The sequence below is a fragment of the Alteromonas ponticola genome, assembly GCF_012911815.1.
GTDB lineage: Bacteria > Pseudomonadota > Gammaproteobacteria > Enterobacterales > Alteromonadaceae > Alteromonas > Alteromonas ponticola.
Genome location: NZ_JAATNW010000007.1, coordinates 283,159 through 296,840, shown reverse-complemented (window position 1 = coordinate 296,840; position 13,682 = coordinate 283,159). Strand labels below are relative to the sequence as shown.

Here is a 13,682-nt window from a genome sequence, read left to right as displayed (position 1 = left end):
CACTGGAAAGCCACGGGGCAACGTGTTGGTATGAGTTCTGCTAGGATTAAGTTTTAGTGTTGTTCGGCATGGAGGCTTTATGAAGCCGGTTTTATCTGTATTAGTCGTTGAAAACAGTCCGCTGATTGCTAGTAAAATAACCAGTTTTCTGGCTGGCCTGGGCTGGCAGGTGGATTATGCGGCGAGCGGAAAGATGGCGCTATACCATAGCAAATGCCATCACTACGATGTCGTTTTGGTCAATACAAATTTACCAGACATGACCTTTCAGGAAGTGCATGACAATCTGGTTTTATTCACCGAACCTCAGCCATCGGTGTTGCTAATGTCTGACGGCAAAGATTTCGATGAAATTGCCACTGACATGTTAAATAACATTATTCCCAATCAAAATGATATGAAAGACATCGTCAGTCGTTGTCATGCGGCGTTGTCTCAGCGGGCTGCTATGCAACCGGCAACTGCAATTGCTCATCCTCACTAAGTGTCAATAAAAGTTTAGTTATCGATGGATGTAGGGTTAATTTTTTATCATTTTTATCAACTGGGCATCGCCTTCGTTTTAGCCTTGCCGATTGCTTATAATCGTGAGCACCGAGCCAATGGCGCTGGATTAAGAACCTTTCCTTTAGTTGCCATCTCGGCGTGTGCATTTATGTTGGTCGGAAGAGACGTTTACCAAGGTGGTGGAGCCGAGGCAAGGGTAATGTATGGCATTGTCACGGGGATTGGCTTTATTGGCGGCGGAGCAATTATAAAAACATCCCGCTATGTGGCTGGAACAGCCACTGCAGCGGGCATCTGGTTAGTGGGAGCTCTGGGGGTCTCAGTAGCTTATGCCAGGTACGAAATCAGCATCGTTCTATCTGTAATGGGCTTTCTCATTTTTCAGTTCGCGGGTCCGATGAAGAAGCAGGGTGAACTGGAGGAGCACTGAGCTGTAGTTCAGTATACAGGGGAAAATGATCTGAACCATAATAAGGTAACCGTTCGATACTGACCAAATCAAAGTGTTTGGTATGAAAAATATGATCCAGCGGCCACTTAATCAGCGGATACTTGGCGTGAAAAGTATTGAAAAAACCGCGGCCAATTCTAGGGTCCAGCGTACCACTGATTTTTCTGAATTTTCGGGTGGTGGGAGACCACGCCACGTCGTTTAAATCACCTGCAATAATGACAGGCATATCAGATTTCTTAACTTCTTTACCTACAATTGTTAACTCGTGATCTCTGGGTTCTGCTGATTCGTTTTCTGTTGGGCTTGGCGGCTTGGGATGTAGGAAATATATTTTTACGTTCTGGTTATCAAGCTGAATGGTAACTTCAATGGACGGTACGTCCTCTTCAACAATGAAGCGTACCTCACTCGATTGAAACGGGATTTTACTAAATAGATGAATACCATACAAATTTTCTAACGGACATCCTACGCGATGGGGATAATCATCATTCAACTCACTTAACGCATCTTCCCACCATCGGTTGCTTTCCAGTGTAACTAACATGTCAGGTTGGTATTCATGCACTAACTCGAGCAAGCCGTCACGGTTGGTGTTGTGCATGTACACATTACTGGTCAAAATACTTAATACCGTTCTGGTGTTTGATTTTTCAACCTGCTGAACCTCTTTGGGAGCGAAAAAGGTATACGGAAAAATCCAGCGAATTTGCCATGCCAGCGCCAATCCAAGCGCTAGGATAAAAGCGCCACTTAACAGCAAATCGGTGTGCAGAACAAACAGCCAGCCTAAAACGCAAGCAAACATGAGTACAGCCTGTTGCATGCGTGGAAATTCCCACACGCGGATGAGCCAGTGCTGACCAGGAAATAAAGGCGTTACCGTGGTTAATACCAGCATAACACTGGTGATAACTAATATTGTAATCATAGTCTTTGGGTTTTGCCTTGTTGAGTCTGCCGCCAATACGTCGCTTCGCATGGCATTTTGTCAAATCATAACGCGGTTATCTGCTAACCGCTTCACTTTTAAGATTAATTACCCTTATGGCGACAGAAAAGATCGCTGAAAGACGCGTAAATCTAACAGGTAAAAACTTCCATGAGTTCGTAAAGCTTGCACAAGATCGAGCCCTCATACGTAACTGAAACTAACAATATTTGTTATTATTCAATGCATTACATTTCTGGCTCGAAAATGGCTTAATTATGACCAGCTTTTACAAAAGGAGAAGCTAGTTATGAAACGTTCAATACTATCTTTGATTGTTGCCGGTTCTTTGTCGACTTCCGTAATGGCAGCGGGTGACAACACCTGGGAAGAAAGTGCAAAGGATGCATGGATAGATGGTAAAGCAGAAGCAACTTTACTGTTTAATGGCAACCTGGACTCGTTTGATATAAACACAGATGTACAAAACGGCAAGGTTATTCTGACTGGTAAAGTTGATAATTCTGTCGAGAAAAAACTGGCTGAGGAACTGGTCAGAAACATTGATGGCGTGACTGAAGTTGATAACCAACTTGCTGTGGTTGAAAAGCATGCAAAACACGCTGACGACATGGAGCGTAAAAACGAAAGCATGACCGCCGCTAATGATCCGCGAGACGACATGGATACCGAAGAGGCGATGGACTCGGCCGATGAGGAAACCGACGAACTGGCGCAAGAAACGGAAGAGGGCGTCGACGATGGAATGAGCGCGCTGACTGACGCAAAAATCGCTACGGTGGTGAAGACACGTTTACTAATGGATTCCGATATTTCAGGATTTGACATTGATGTAGATGTGAAGGATGGAAACGTCACTCTTACCGGTAATGTTGATTCAGAAGCGGAGCGTAAGCTGGCCGTTGAGATCGCCCGCAATGCGGACGATGTAATAGACGTTGAAGACAATATGGAAGTGTCGCGCCAGACCGCAATGAACAAGTAAAAATTAACTATTCACATAGTTCTAGAAAGGTGCCTCGGCACCTTTTTTCTTGGTTGTGGTCCGGTGTAACTCTCGATTACAAATTGTGCTGAATAGACCATCCTGCAGCACTTTTAGCGGTGGGGGAAAGCGTCTGTTACGGCAGTTACGCGAACATTTTTAGTTAAAAAATCTAAGAATAAAAATGGCTAATGCAACCCTGTAAAAGTGGCCTGAAAAATTACGCTTACAGGGCATGTAAGAAAAAATGTAAAAATTACGTTTGTGTAAGAAATGATTATACTGGCATTCATTATGACTGAATGTGTTGGTACTTTCCCATTTCACCTAATCCCTTGTCATATAAGGCATTCATTAACTTTAAGTAATATGGGCCATGTTGGTTCAATAATTGAATATGTCATGGTAACCAAAGTTGTATCAATGAAGTTTTAGGAAGGATTTCACGAAATGAAGTTATTTAAGCGAAAACTGACTCCACAACCAAGCAACCGATTCGAAAAGTACTTACAAAGTCAGCCAGTGTTCAATTGGTTTGACCGATACAATGAAAGTAAGCGAGAGCAAGCAGCTACGGTTCAACCGGAACTTTTGTACAGCAACTGGATGGTCAAACAGGCTAATCAGTAATTAAAAGAGTGCGGGCAGGGCCCTTATCGCCCCAACCCCTGTCCGTATTCTTCCCCCCAGTCAGTCCCACTGACGCATATCGTTTTACTTTCCATGTCCTCAATTTCATACATTTCAAATACACAAATTGCGCTTTTAATTCAAATGGATGTAATCTTAATGGGAACATTTCAGTATAAAGTGTAAACGGTGAGTCTGATAAACCCACAATTCGTATGGCTCGTTCGAAGATGGAAAGCAAAGGGAAAATATTTATGTGCTCACACCGCCTGGTATTGATAAATATTTTATTCTTCGCGTTACTGGGTTGCGCAACACCGCAAGAATCTGAACAGTCTGTCACTGAGGCAAAAGTTACCCCACAGTCAAATCAAAATGACAAAGTCGCGGACCTGAGCGAAGGTAGAGCTGTGACGATTTCGACCAGTCAGGGCGAAATTGAGGTCGAGCCCACCGTAGTGGCCGTTACCGATGCGCAACACACCGATAGTATAAGCCAGGAGAAGTATTATCACGATCCCTGGGAAGGCTTTAATCGCAGCATGTTTAGTTTTAACCACTCGTTATACGAATATGTGCTGATTCCCACAACAGATGGTTATCGATATATTGTGCCCGATGTCGTCAGAGATAAAATTGATAACGCCTTTGACAACATCCGTGAACCCCTCAATTTTGTCAATAACCTGTTTGCGGGAGAATTTAGTGAGGCGGGCAGTAATGTTGGTCGTTTTTTAATTAATTCAACCATTGGTATTCTGGGCCTGTTTGACCCGGCTAGTGACTGGTTTGAAATTAGTGAACGAAAACAGACCATCGCAGATACACTGACACGTTACGACATCGCTCCCGGTCCCTATCTAGTGCTGCCAATATTGGGTCCAAGTGACGTCAGGGGTGGGTTTTCCACACTGACTGAAGGTTTTCTTCATCCAATCAATCAACTAGCCAATCCTCCTGAATCATATCAAATTCGTGCGTTTGATGGTTTCGATGATTTTTCAAACCAATCCGATACGTACCAGCAAATCTACGAGACTACCAACGACCCCTATATTTATTTTAGGAATCAGTACATTCAGGGACAGCGCCGTGATGAGCTATTCAAGTATCAAGACAAAGGTAAAAATGACGAATAAGATTGCTCACGCCATTGTCAGGCTTAGATGGCTTATTATCCTGCTTTTCACTGTATTGCTAGGAGTGATGGGCTATTTTGTAACTCAGTTTAAAATTGATGCATCTGCCGAAACCCTGCTGGTCAAAGACAATAAGCTTTATATCCAAACTCAATTGGCGAACCAGCGTTTCTCGCCCGATGAGTTTATCTTGCTTGCCTACAAACCTGAACATCCACTTTTCAGTGAAACCACTTTTGAAGACTTGCACAGCCTGACTCAGGCATTACGTAAACTCGAACGCGTCGACGCGGTTACCTCAATTTTGACGGTCCCATTAATTAAAGATGCGGCAGCGTTAACCGGAGGAACTGAGGTCGATAGCCTCACCTGGGAAAAGCAACGCTATTCGCCAGAGCAAATGAAGAAACTGATCAGTGGCCATCCCATCTTCACCGATCTGCTGATCAACCAGCAGGAGACAGCCACAGCAATTCAAATCGTGTTTGCGCGCAATCAAAAGCTGGCAGAGATTGAATCTGAAATGACCGAGATCCAGGCTAACTTACTCGACCGGGAGCTGACGGAAGAAGAAGAAGCTACTCTTGAGCAATTACAGCAACGAGCGGACCCGATTAAGCAGCAGCTTACCGAGCAACGACAAAAAGAGGTGGCGCAGATAGAAAAAATTGCCAGTGAGGTCTCTGCGCGAGCGAAAACATATATGGGGGGATCCTACGTTGTCGGTCAGCATCTCATCGATATTATTAAATCCGATTTAATCACCTTTGGCTCAGCCATAGCCGGGGTCATTGCGTTATTACTGTTACTTCTTTATCGCTCCATAAAATGGGTATTGTTTCCGTTATTTGCCTGTGCCGTCAGTGTCGTGTTGACAATGGGTATTTTTGGCATGCTGGACATGCGCACCACTGTGATTTCTGCCAATTTTGTTGCATTACAGCTTATCCTGACATTAGCCGTGATGATTCACCTGATTGGCAGTTATCGTGATATAAGTCGGGAAGATCACAGTTTGTCTCAACGGGAGAGAATTGTTGCTACATTGGATGATAAGTTAAGCCCATGCTTCTTTGCTACGCTGACTACCTCAGTGGGATTCGGCTCGTTGATATTCAGTGGCTTGCAACCTGTGGTTGCCTTCGGATGGATGATGTTAATCGCCATGGTGGTCACAATGTTGGTGGGATTGCTGTTGTTTCCCTCGCTGCTATGCTTACTTCCGAAGAGAAAGGAAACGAAAGATTTCGAAATTATCAAGCGCATACTGAATGCGCTTAAAAAAATGAACCTGGCGATACCTAAAACAGTGGTGTTTATTAGCTTATGTGTGGCAATTGTCATTGCACTCGGTATCACCAGACTGGATGTTGAAAATTCATTTATCGACTATTTCGACGACGATACGCAAGTTCATCAGGAACTTGCGTTTATCGATAAAGAGTTTGGTGGGTCAACACCGTTGGATGTCATTATCGATATCAAGCAGTCGAATGAAAATAAGCAACTGGAACTGACAGCCGATAGTATTGGCAGATTACAGCTCGTACAGGCAGCGATAGAGGCATTCGAAGCCACCGGTAGTGTAACCTCGGTGGTAAACTTTACGCGTCTGGCGAAAAAGCTAAATAATAATGTTCCTCTTACAGAGTATGAATTAACCACTATTTACCATTTGTTGGATAAGAAGGTTGTCAATCAACTGGTGGGCGCTTATTACTCTCCCGAGTCGAATCAAATGCGGGTTTCGGTGCGTATTCAGGACACCACTCCAGGACTCGACAGAGAGACATTTGTGGATAATCTTTCCGCAGATCTTAAATCAGTAGGTCTGGAGGCGCAAAGCTTTACATTTACCAATCTATTCATTTTGTATCAGGACATTTTGTCGCGTTTATTTGATTCGCAAATTAAGACCCTGGGCATTGTTTACGCAGTGCTTGGCCTTGTACTACTAGCCATTTTCCGTTCTCTTAAAATTGCACTGATTGCACTCGTGCCCAATGTTCTGACCACCTTGGGAATATTAGGAGTGATTGGTTGGGTTGGGATACCGTTAGATATAATGACTATTACGATCGCCGCAATCGCAATGGGAATAGCGGTCGATGATACGATCCATTTTTTACATGCTTATCTGCAAGGTAAAAAAAGCGCTGATGCCGACCATCAACAGGCACAGGCGGCGAGTGATAATGCCTTTGGTCATACCGGGCTGGCAATTGTATTTACTACTACGATAATTGCGATTGGGTTTTCGCTGTTCGGCTTCTCAAACTTCTTGCCTAGCGTTTATTTTGGCTTACTTACAGCAACAGCCATGCTGATGGCGTTGATTACCGATGTGACGCTTTTACCAGCCCTGCTTAATTGGTTTGTTGCCGAAAAGCCGAAGGAGTCCCAATAGTGTTGGGAGAAAAGAAATGGATCCGTAAAATCACCGCGTCCATGTTTTCTGTTTTATTCATGATTGTATCCTACTCTATGGTGGGAATGGCTATCTATCATTTTGTTACTGCACTGCAGACGGATGAACAATTAGTTACCGGAATAATACGTAGCATCAACGACCTATTCATCGCACTGGCTACCTATGAACTTTCTGTAGGAATTTTCAAAGAATATAGGGGACAGGGCGATGAAGACATAGGCTTGATTTGGTCAATCAGGCGCACGGTGACTCGCTTTGTTAGTGTGGTAATAATTGCATTAGTTCTGGAAGGATTGATATTGGTGATCAAGTACAGTCAGTTAGATATGGCTGGTAACCTGTTTTACCCGGTCGCAGTAGTTATCTCGGCTAGTCTGCTTCTCATCTCCCTTGCGCTTTTCCTGCACTGGACCCGTCAGGAACCAGCGAAAGATAATTCGTAAATACGTATGGTTTCATCGTAGATGAAACACAGTGTAATTTACACACAAAAAAGCCAGAACATCAGTTCTGGCTTTTGTTAAACCGCATTAATTAGCAGTCTTCGTCTTCAGCATCCATATTGTCTTTAGCATCTTCACAGGCATCTTCAACTGCATTACCTGCGTCAGTTACTATTTCATCCAATTCTTCACCTGCGTCTTCTGCTGGGCCTTCCTCACAGGCTGCAAGTGACATTGCAAAACCCGCAACCAATAGTGTTTTCAAAAATGCCTTATATGAAATCATTAATCCTTTCTCCTTTTCCAGAATTAGACTTTAGGTGATTTGCCACGTAGCGCATTCGCAACTAACGAAATAACGAGTAACGCTACGAAAACAAAGAATAAAAATTGTGCAATACCGGTTGCTGCACCGGCAATGCCGCCAAAACCAAAAACTGCTGCAATAATGGCGATAATAAAGAACGTAATTGCCCAACCTAACATGGTAATCCCCTTATCGATTTCGTTTAATGTCTTCTACACTTATGCTTTTTTTATGCCAATGACTTATGTTTATGAATTTAAAAGGAAATGTGTGATTTGAGTTATCCTGCGGATATTTTTGCCATAATTAATTACATTTAATCTTGCACTTTTTACACGGGATAAATCATTGGTGGCACTCTAAATTTTAAAAATCCGACATTAATTAAGTTAAATATTGATATAATGCAGTAAATTTGTCATTGAAAAGGTTTAGTGACTTATGGCGAAAGACCATTCCGCTTTTATCGGTCTTATGCAGCGCGCCAGAAATGTTAAGCGTTGGCCCCTGATGGCGCAGTTTCAGGAAGAAATGTTATCTACTCATATTTATGAAGCATCTATGGTAGCCCATATGCTTGGCGCCATTGCGGCGGATGTATTTGGCGAAGACATTAATCCCGATAGGGTCGCCAGTATGGCAATATTTCATGAGGGCAGTGAAATAGCAGGAATGAGTGATATTCCCAGTCCGGTTAAATATCATGATCCCGAAACCACTGCGGCAATTAAAAAGTTAGAGAAACGTTTTGAAGGTATGCTTATAAAGACGTTACCAGCAGTACTTCAGCAACGCTATAGTCCACTGATTGAGCAAAATAAACAAGATATGCATGTAAAGTTGGCTAAGGCCGCGGATGTGCTGTGTGCTTACCTTAAATGTGATTACGAACTATCTAAGTCAAACTCTGAGTTTGCCAATGCAATGCAGGAAATGGAAGTACAATTAAAATCGTATCGTGAACAATATCAGTGCGTTGATTACTTTTGTCAGATTTTCCTGGAAGATGCCAAAGGCACCTTAGATGAACAAACGAAGGACATGAACTGGGTCGCTCGATCGAATGACGTGCATCTTTGATTATAAAGGCATCAACTGATGGTCTCAATTGATATTGCACGTGGTCCAATAATGGCAAAACGCTTGAACCTTTCCAGCACTATCTCCTTACCCAATTCCTTGATAATTAAAGAGTAGGGAAGGAGAAAACACGTTGATTCTCTTTAGCTTGTTCGACTCAGTGCTGGAGACAAACGTCGTTTTTCTGATTCAGTTTTAAACCACTTCATCTGGTCATGACATTGTTGCATGCGAGTACGAATACGCCGCAGCTCTGTTGCACACCTGGTTGGTTGCTTAACCTCAAGGGCATCATCAATGGATTGAAGGACTTTATCTTCAACTTCCTCTAATTGCTCAATATAAGTATGCGCCATGTCGCTGGTAAAATTTCCTAGCAACTTTGTGTACATACTTCTTATTTCAACGCCAAAATCATTCTGGGTTTCAGTATGTCCCTGTTCAGCTACGGCGAAGCCCTGCAATGAAGCCACCGCTTCTTGTTTCTCTTCAATCATTTGCCCAAACAAGGCCTTAAGATTTGCCTCTTTAATTTTTTCGACTCCCTCCTGGTAGAACTCAATGCCTCCATTGAGCACTTTAATGAGCGCTGAAATTTTTTTCACATCAGGAGCTTGATGACCCACGAATTTTCTCCAACAAAATGATAAACACGAATAACAAAAATTTCATAAAGGCTCTTGCATGGTACATACCGTAATTAATTCAATTGCTTAACTTTAATTCAATAATAATTCTGCATACATATCAATAAATTATGAGAGCTAAACAAGGATGGGTAGCGTGGTTGTCTATAACCAATCGCAACTAAGCTAGAAAAGTATATAAATTATTCAGATAAGGACGTGAAATTTTTACCGCCGCACAGCCCCCCGGAAGAAGTGCCAGCATTGACGCGGCAATACTTACTCGGCTGAGCGGTTTACTTTTTGCAGCAGCTCGCTGACATTGAAAGCACCATCGCTGGATTTTGTTTGACTCATTCTCACCACGATCGAGTAATAAATATCTGACATGGGCAGTGTTTGTACTTCAATGTCATCTTCATTTTCAATAAACGGCTGAGCGACTTGCTCACAGCCCGACATGGTACACTGCTGGTCCTGCAGCGGGTTTACGCTTCTTGTAGGTTTAGTTCTAACTGCTGATTTGCCCTGACCCCGCTTCTTTTCTATATCTGTTTTTACAATCGTGAGCCAGGTGTAATTTTGTTTTTCTGCCAGTTCTGCTGCTCGCCGCAGGGTGTATTCCTGTACCAGATCGGCTGAAGTCTTATCCGTCGCTTTAAACATGACTCTATATTCATTTGCAGATAATTGGGTACTTGAATAACCATAGCCATTAGGTAAATTAGCCGCTTTATATTCAGTAGGTGCAGCATTGGGTACTGTTGAACATGCTAATAACAGGGTGAGCGAAAAAATTGCGCTGCTGATAAAATAGGTAATGCGGGTTAGGTTTTTTCGCTCAAACATATACTTCTCCTTAAGCTAAAAATTTTATCAGTACCGTGCGAAGGAACGTAACTATCGCCTGCCTGCGTCGGGAGGGCGGACTGTCAGTGGTGGCCCCTTTATATGCTCCTATACTAAAAAACGCTAATACACCAACGGGCGACGCAATGAGTAACTTGCTATTTATTTTTAATTGCTCGTCTGCTTTGTCACTTTTCCGCTTGGCTATATCGAAGCGTCGTCGTGACGCCTTCACCGCATATAACTCTTTGTTGATAAACATGCTCATAATGCAAACCTAGTTTCCAGCTTTGCCTAACAATGCTTCAAAAATGGGACGTAACGAAATTCGTTTTGTCATATTGTGAGCAACGATAAGGGCAAAAATAACTACACTGACATTCAGGGCAAACACAATTGCGCCTGATAAAAGATAATGTAAACCTAAATCAACCAGACCCATACCGAGTAAGACGTTTATTGCAATCCAGCTAAAACAGGAAAAGACAAATGCGGTGACTAGCGAAGCAACGGTGATAACCGTAGACTTTTTCAGCAATTCGGTCTCAGCCGCAACCACTTCACCAACGGCTTGCAACTCCTGCTTCTTCAATTCAAAAGCGTTTTTCGCCACTTCGATAGTGCGTGCAATTGAGGCTTCATCGTAAATCGACGTCTCTTCATTGCAATCACTTGCCCGGCCAGTGTCACTGGCCGGGCAGTGCGGATCCTTTTCGTCAGCGGAGTAGGGCGGTTGTTGTCGCTGAGAATTGGAATTACTCATTGCTTATTTGCTACGGAAAATAGATGTCAGCAACATACCCGCAGCGAACGCAATACCAGCTGTCGCCAGAGGGTTTTCAATAGCATATTTACGAACGGCTGAGCCCTGCCACTTCTGTTCAGCGTCGGCTTTACGTTTTTCCCAATTTTCTGCTGAATCATGCGCAGATTGACGGATATTTTCTTCAGCACGGCGCGCTGAACCAGCCAGTTTATCCACCGAGCTATGAAGAGACTCTTGCAGTTTGTCTGTAACAGGATGAGTAGAGTCTGAAACACTGTTTGCCCGTACATCTCCAGCGGCGTTACCAGGTGTAGAAGAATGCGTTGCGTGCGTAGCCATAAAAATCTCCTTGAAAAGTATTTTGCAAATGCACGGAGAAGGGCTGCAAGGCACATACCAGCATGAGAAAAATTTTAATTGTATGAAATATAAGGGATAATCTTGCGAGCTGAGGGATTATAAGGGTTTAATAGGTAAATTATTCAGCAAACTTGTAATAATTTCGTAAATAAATTCAGTCAATTAAATTGGCTAACATTTCTTTGCTTACAGGTTTGATAAGTGCTTCCTCAATACCTAATTGAGACATTCTCTCTTTATCAGGTTCATATCCGCTTACGATGACAATACAAATATCACCCTGAAAAGTTTTTATTTCTTCTGCCAGGCTATAACCGTCTGTATCGGGCAAGGTCAAATCTAGTAACACGTAATCGAAGCTGGACTCTTTAAGACTTTGCACTGCTTCATTGCCGGTGTGGGCAACCAAAACATCATGACCCTGATGGGTTAGCAGCAACTGCATCAATTCTGATGCGTCATAATCGTCCTCGACAACCAGGATCTTTTTTCGTTGATTCGCATCATCTTTAGGTAAATGTCGATGTAATACGCTGTCCCTTTCATTAGTTTCGATAGTGGGTCCATAGGTGCGTATCAGATATTTATCCAGCACCGTTAGCAGCTCTGCTTTATCAATCGGCTTGCCGATGACATCATCAAATCCCTGATCAAGCAACGATTGTTTCAACCCTTTGCGACTCGCGGCAGTGATTGCTACCACAGCTACATTACTATTATGCCGCCTCAATGCATTAAGCGCGTCAATTCCATTCATCACCGGCATATGGATGTCCATTAACACCAAGTGATAAGGGTGATTCTCTTTTTCTGCTAATAATACCGCTTCAAGCGCTTTTACGCCGTTTTCCGCGTAGCCTACAGTGGCGTGACATTGACTTACCAAGTGGCCGGTTAAGCGGCGAATTTCTCTCAAGTCATCCACAATTAACACACGCCCGGAAACATGCAAGTTGGGATTGTTAGCAACGGCTGCCTGGGGAGAGGTTAAACTTAACTGTTCAAGTTTATCTTCGTTAATTGCGCCAGGGTGGATACAGAATGTAAAAATACTGCCTTCGCCGAAGCTAGATGAAACTGTCAGTTCACCGCCCATCTTGTGCACCAGTTCGCGACTTATGGCCAGGCCCAGACCAGCACCGCCATGGTTTGCACGCATCACATCTTCGATTTGCTCAAAAGGTTGAAAAATAGATTCCAACTTGTCTGGAAGCATACCGATTCCAGTGTCTTCCACGTCAAATTGCAGCTTCGGCGGGGACATCAATCCTTTGCCTTCGTGCATGGAAACTGTCACCACGATTTGTCCTGAATCGGTAAATTTCACCGCGTTACTGATCAAATTAATCAGCACCTGTCTGAGTCGGGTCGGGTCAGTGAATATTTGTTCCGGGACTAATGTATTTGACTGGATGGTGAGCGAAAGCCCCTTATCCTTGGCTGCCAGATTCATCAGCGAATGCACGTCGGTCATAAATGCACTGAAGTGGATATTGCGGGGCGACAGCTCAAGTTTGTTGGCCATGATACGAGACATATCCAATAAATCGTTTAACAAACTCAATAAGTGTTTGCCATTAGTATGAATTATCGATAGTTCCTGCTGAATTTTCTGGCTCTTTTCGTCATCCAATAATAATTCGGTGTAACCGAGAATAGAGGTGAGTGGGGTGCGTAATTCGTGACCTAAGTGAGCAAGAAACTTGTCCTTCGCCTTGTTTTGCTGCTCAACTTTATGCCGCTCTAAACGTTCGTTTTCAATTTCACTACGAACCATTGCATAGCGCATGGTTCGCATAAAGCGAGGTGTTTCAATCTCGGTCTTAGTCAGGTAGTCAGCGGCACCTGCGCGCATCACCATTTCATCAACCTGGGCATCAGACTGACCTGTCAGGATCACAACCGGAACTGAAATGCCATTCGCTTTGAGGTTTTCAAGCACGTCCATGGCGTTTTCAGGACCAAGAATGTAATCAAGCAGACAGATATCAAACGGCTTCTTTCTTAACGCTGCTAATGCATCTTCACCATTCGTTACCCAACTTAGCTGAAAACGCGGGTTTTCGCACTGAGAAAGATAGTCAGCAGTTAAAAAATAATCGTCTTCATCATCTTCGATGAGAAGAACGCGGATGATCTCAGTCACAACAAGT

17 protein-coding genes are annotated in these 13,682 nt (G+C 43.3%); 8 read left to right on the top strand and 9 right to left on the bottom strand.

From position 1 onward, the window contains the following. The first annotated feature begins 79 nt into the window (after positions 1–79). Positions 80–484 (top strand): response regulator, encoded by a 405-nt coding sequence (locus tag HCJ96_RS14510; RefSeq protein ID WP_169211789.1) that lies wholly within the window; start codon positions 80–82, stop codon positions 482–484. 24 nt (positions 485–508) lie between these two features. After that, entirely contained in the window at positions 509–937 is a 429-nt protein-coding gene (locus HCJ96_RS14505) for an MgtC/SapB family protein (RefSeq protein WP_169211788.1), read from the top strand. Here the strand turns inward: HCJ96_RS14505 and HCJ96_RS14500 are convergent. Then, positions 882–1,892, bottom strand: coding sequence for an endonuclease/exonuclease/phosphatase family protein (locus HCJ96_RS14500; RefSeq protein WP_169211787.1), 1,011 nt, complete (start codon positions 1,890–1,892; stop codon positions 882–884). The two genes, HCJ96_RS14505 and HCJ96_RS14500, sit on opposite strands and share 56 nt — an antisense overlap. Before the next feature lie 310 nt (positions 1,893–2,202). On the opposite strand from HCJ96_RS14500, the gene HCJ96_RS14495 reads away from it, so the two are divergent. The 5 genes from HCJ96_RS14495 to HCJ96_RS14475 all read left to right on the top strand — a co-directional run bounded on the left by HCJ96_RS14495 (position 2,203) and on the right by HCJ96_RS14475 (position 7,541). Beyond that, positions 2,203–2,898 (top strand): BON domain-containing protein, encoded by a 696-nt coding sequence (locus tag HCJ96_RS14495; protein WP_169211786.1) that lies wholly within the window; start codon positions 2,203–2,205, stop codon positions 2,896–2,898. A 450-nt stretch (positions 2,899–3,348) separates the two neighbouring features. Next, complete coding sequence (locus HCJ96_RS14490) at positions 3,349–3,528, top strand: hypothetical protein (RefSeq protein WP_169211785.1); 180 nt, start codon at positions 3,349–3,351, stop codon at positions 3,526–3,528. A 254-nt stretch (positions 3,529–3,782) separates the two neighbouring features. After that, entirely contained in the window at positions 3,783–4,667 is an 885-nt protein-coding gene (locus HCJ96_RS14485) for an MlaA family lipoprotein (protein WP_169211784.1), read from the top strand. Next, positions 4,657–7,074: an efflux RND transporter permease subunit gene (locus HCJ96_RS14480; protein ID WP_169211783.1), complete on the top strand. Its 2,418-nt coding sequence runs from the start codon at positions 4,657–4,659 to the stop codon at positions 7,072–7,074. The genes HCJ96_RS14485 and HCJ96_RS14480 overlap by 11 nt, the downstream gene beginning before the upstream one ends. Beyond that, positions 7,074–7,541: a hypothetical protein gene (locus HCJ96_RS14475; protein WP_169211782.1), complete on the top strand. Its 468-nt coding sequence runs from the start codon at positions 7,074–7,076 to the stop codon at positions 7,539–7,541. Before HCJ96_RS14480 ends, HCJ96_RS14475 begins: the two co-directional genes overlap by 1 nt. 91 nt (positions 7,542–7,632) lie before the next feature. Here HCJ96_RS14475 and HCJ96_RS14470 read toward each other — a convergent pair whose 3' ends face one another. Continuing rightward, complete coding sequence (locus HCJ96_RS14470) at positions 7,633–7,827, bottom strand: hypothetical protein (protein ID WP_169211781.1); 195 nt, start codon at positions 7,825–7,827, stop codon at positions 7,633–7,635. A gap of 23 nt (positions 7,828–7,850) precedes the next feature. Beyond that, positions 7,851–8,027: a DUF1328 domain-containing protein gene (locus HCJ96_RS14465; protein ID WP_044057346.1), complete on the bottom strand. Its 177-nt coding sequence runs from the start codon at positions 8,025–8,027 to the stop codon at positions 7,851–7,853. Positions 8,028–8,289: 262 nt separating this feature from the next. On the opposite strand from HCJ96_RS14465, the gene yfbR reads away from it, so the two are divergent. Further along, entirely contained in the window at positions 8,290–8,928 is a 639-nt protein-coding gene (gene yfbR / locus HCJ96_RS14460) for a 5'-deoxynucleotidase (protein ID WP_169211780.1), read from the top strand. A gap of 143 nt (positions 8,929–9,071) precedes the next feature. On the opposite strand, the gene HCJ96_RS14455 is transcribed toward yfbR, so the two are convergent. The 6 genes from HCJ96_RS14455 to HCJ96_RS16480 all read right to left on the bottom strand — a co-directional run bounded on the left by HCJ96_RS14455 (position 9,072) and on the right by HCJ96_RS16480 (position 13,675). Beyond that, the gene (locus HCJ96_RS14455) at positions 9,072–9,533 is read right to left on the bottom strand and encodes a PA2169 family four-helix-bundle protein (RefSeq protein ID WP_343034729.1); all 462 of its coding nucleotides are present in this window, start codon (positions 9,531–9,533) and stop codon (positions 9,072–9,074) included. A 300-nt stretch (positions 9,534–9,833) separates the two neighbouring features. Then, positions 9,834–10,403 (bottom strand): CC0125/CC1285 family lipoprotein, encoded by a 570-nt coding sequence (locus HCJ96_RS14450; protein ID WP_169211778.1) that lies wholly within the window; start codon positions 10,401–10,403, stop codon positions 9,834–9,836. Positions 10,404–10,413: 10 nt separating this feature from the next. Further along, positions 10,414–10,671 (bottom strand): hypothetical protein, encoded by a 258-nt coding sequence (locus HCJ96_RS14445; RefSeq protein ID WP_169211777.1) that lies wholly within the window; start codon positions 10,669–10,671, stop codon positions 10,414–10,416. 9 nt (positions 10,672–10,680) lie between these two features. Next, a complete protein-coding gene (locus HCJ96_RS14440; RefSeq protein WP_169211776.1) occupies positions 10,681–11,166 on the bottom strand; it encodes a hypothetical protein in 486 nt (161 codons plus the stop codon). 3 nt (positions 11,167–11,169) lie between these two features. Continuing rightward, positions 11,170–11,508: a DUF883 domain-containing protein gene (locus HCJ96_RS14435; RefSeq protein WP_169211775.1), complete on the bottom strand. Its 339-nt coding sequence runs from the start codon at positions 11,506–11,508 to the stop codon at positions 11,170–11,172. A gap of 175 nt (positions 11,509–11,683) precedes the next feature. After that, positions 11,684–13,675 carry a response regulator gene (locus HCJ96_RS16480; RefSeq protein ID WP_169211774.1) on the bottom strand — a complete coding sequence of 664 codons (1,992 nt, stop codon included), beginning with the start codon at positions 13,673–13,675 and terminating at the stop codon, positions 11,684–11,686. Positions 13,676–13,682 lie beyond the last annotated feature (7 nt).

What these genes read in the sequence shown, in the direction of transcription:
- HCJ96_RS14445 (WP_169211777.1), bottom strand. Translation starts at nt 10,671, where the DNA reads ATGAGCATGTTTATCAACAAAGAGTTATATGCGGTGAAGGCGTCACGA.
- HCJ96_RS14505 (WP_169211788.1), top strand. Translation starts at nt 509, where the DNA reads ATGGATGTAGGGTTAATTTTTTATCATTTTTATCAACTGGGCATCGCC.
- HCJ96_RS14450 (WP_169211778.1), bottom strand. Translation starts at nt 10,403, where the DNA reads ATGTTTGAGCGAAAAAACCTAACCCGCATTACCTATTTTATCAGCAGC.
- HCJ96_RS14490 (WP_169211785.1), top strand. Translation starts at nt 3,349, where the DNA reads ATGAAGTTATTTAAGCGAAAACTGACTCCACAACCAAGCAACCGATTC.
- HCJ96_RS14500 (WP_169211787.1), bottom strand. Translation starts at nt 1,892, where the DNA reads ATGATTACAATATTAGTTATCACCAGTGTTATGCTGGTATTAACCACG.
- HCJ96_RS14435 (WP_169211775.1), bottom strand. Translation starts at nt 11,508, where the DNA reads ATGGCTACGCACGCAACGCATTCTTCTACACCTGGTAACGCCGCTGGA.
- HCJ96_RS14480 (WP_169211783.1), top strand. Translation starts at nt 4,657, where the DNA reads ATGACGAATAAGATTGCTCACGCCATTGTCAGGCTTAGATGGCTTATT.
- yfbR (WP_169211780.1), top strand. Translation starts at nt 8,290, where the DNA reads ATGGCGAAAGACCATTCCGCTTTTATCGGTCTTATGCAGCGCGCCAGA.
- HCJ96_RS14510 (WP_169211789.1), top strand. Translation starts at nt 80, where the DNA reads ATGAAGCCGGTTTTATCTGTATTAGTCGTTGAAAACAGTCCGCTGATT.
- HCJ96_RS14470 (WP_169211781.1), bottom strand. Translation starts at nt 7,827, where the DNA reads ATGATTTCATATAAGGCATTTTTGAAAACACTATTGGTTGCGGGTTTT.
- HCJ96_RS14485 (WP_169211784.1), top strand. Translation starts at nt 3,783, where the DNA reads ATGTGCTCACACCGCCTGGTATTGATAAATATTTTATTCTTCGCGTTA.
- HCJ96_RS14465 (WP_044057346.1), bottom strand. Translation starts at nt 8,027, where the DNA reads ATGTTAGGTTGGGCAATTACGTTCTTTATTATCGCCATTATTGCAGCA.
- HCJ96_RS14440 (WP_169211776.1), bottom strand. Translation starts at nt 11,166, where the DNA reads ATGAGTAATTCCAATTCTCAGCGACAACAACCGCCCTACTCCGCTGAC.
- HCJ96_RS14495 (WP_169211786.1), top strand. Translation starts at nt 2,203, where the DNA reads ATGAAACGTTCAATACTATCTTTGATTGTTGCCGGTTCTTTGTCGACT.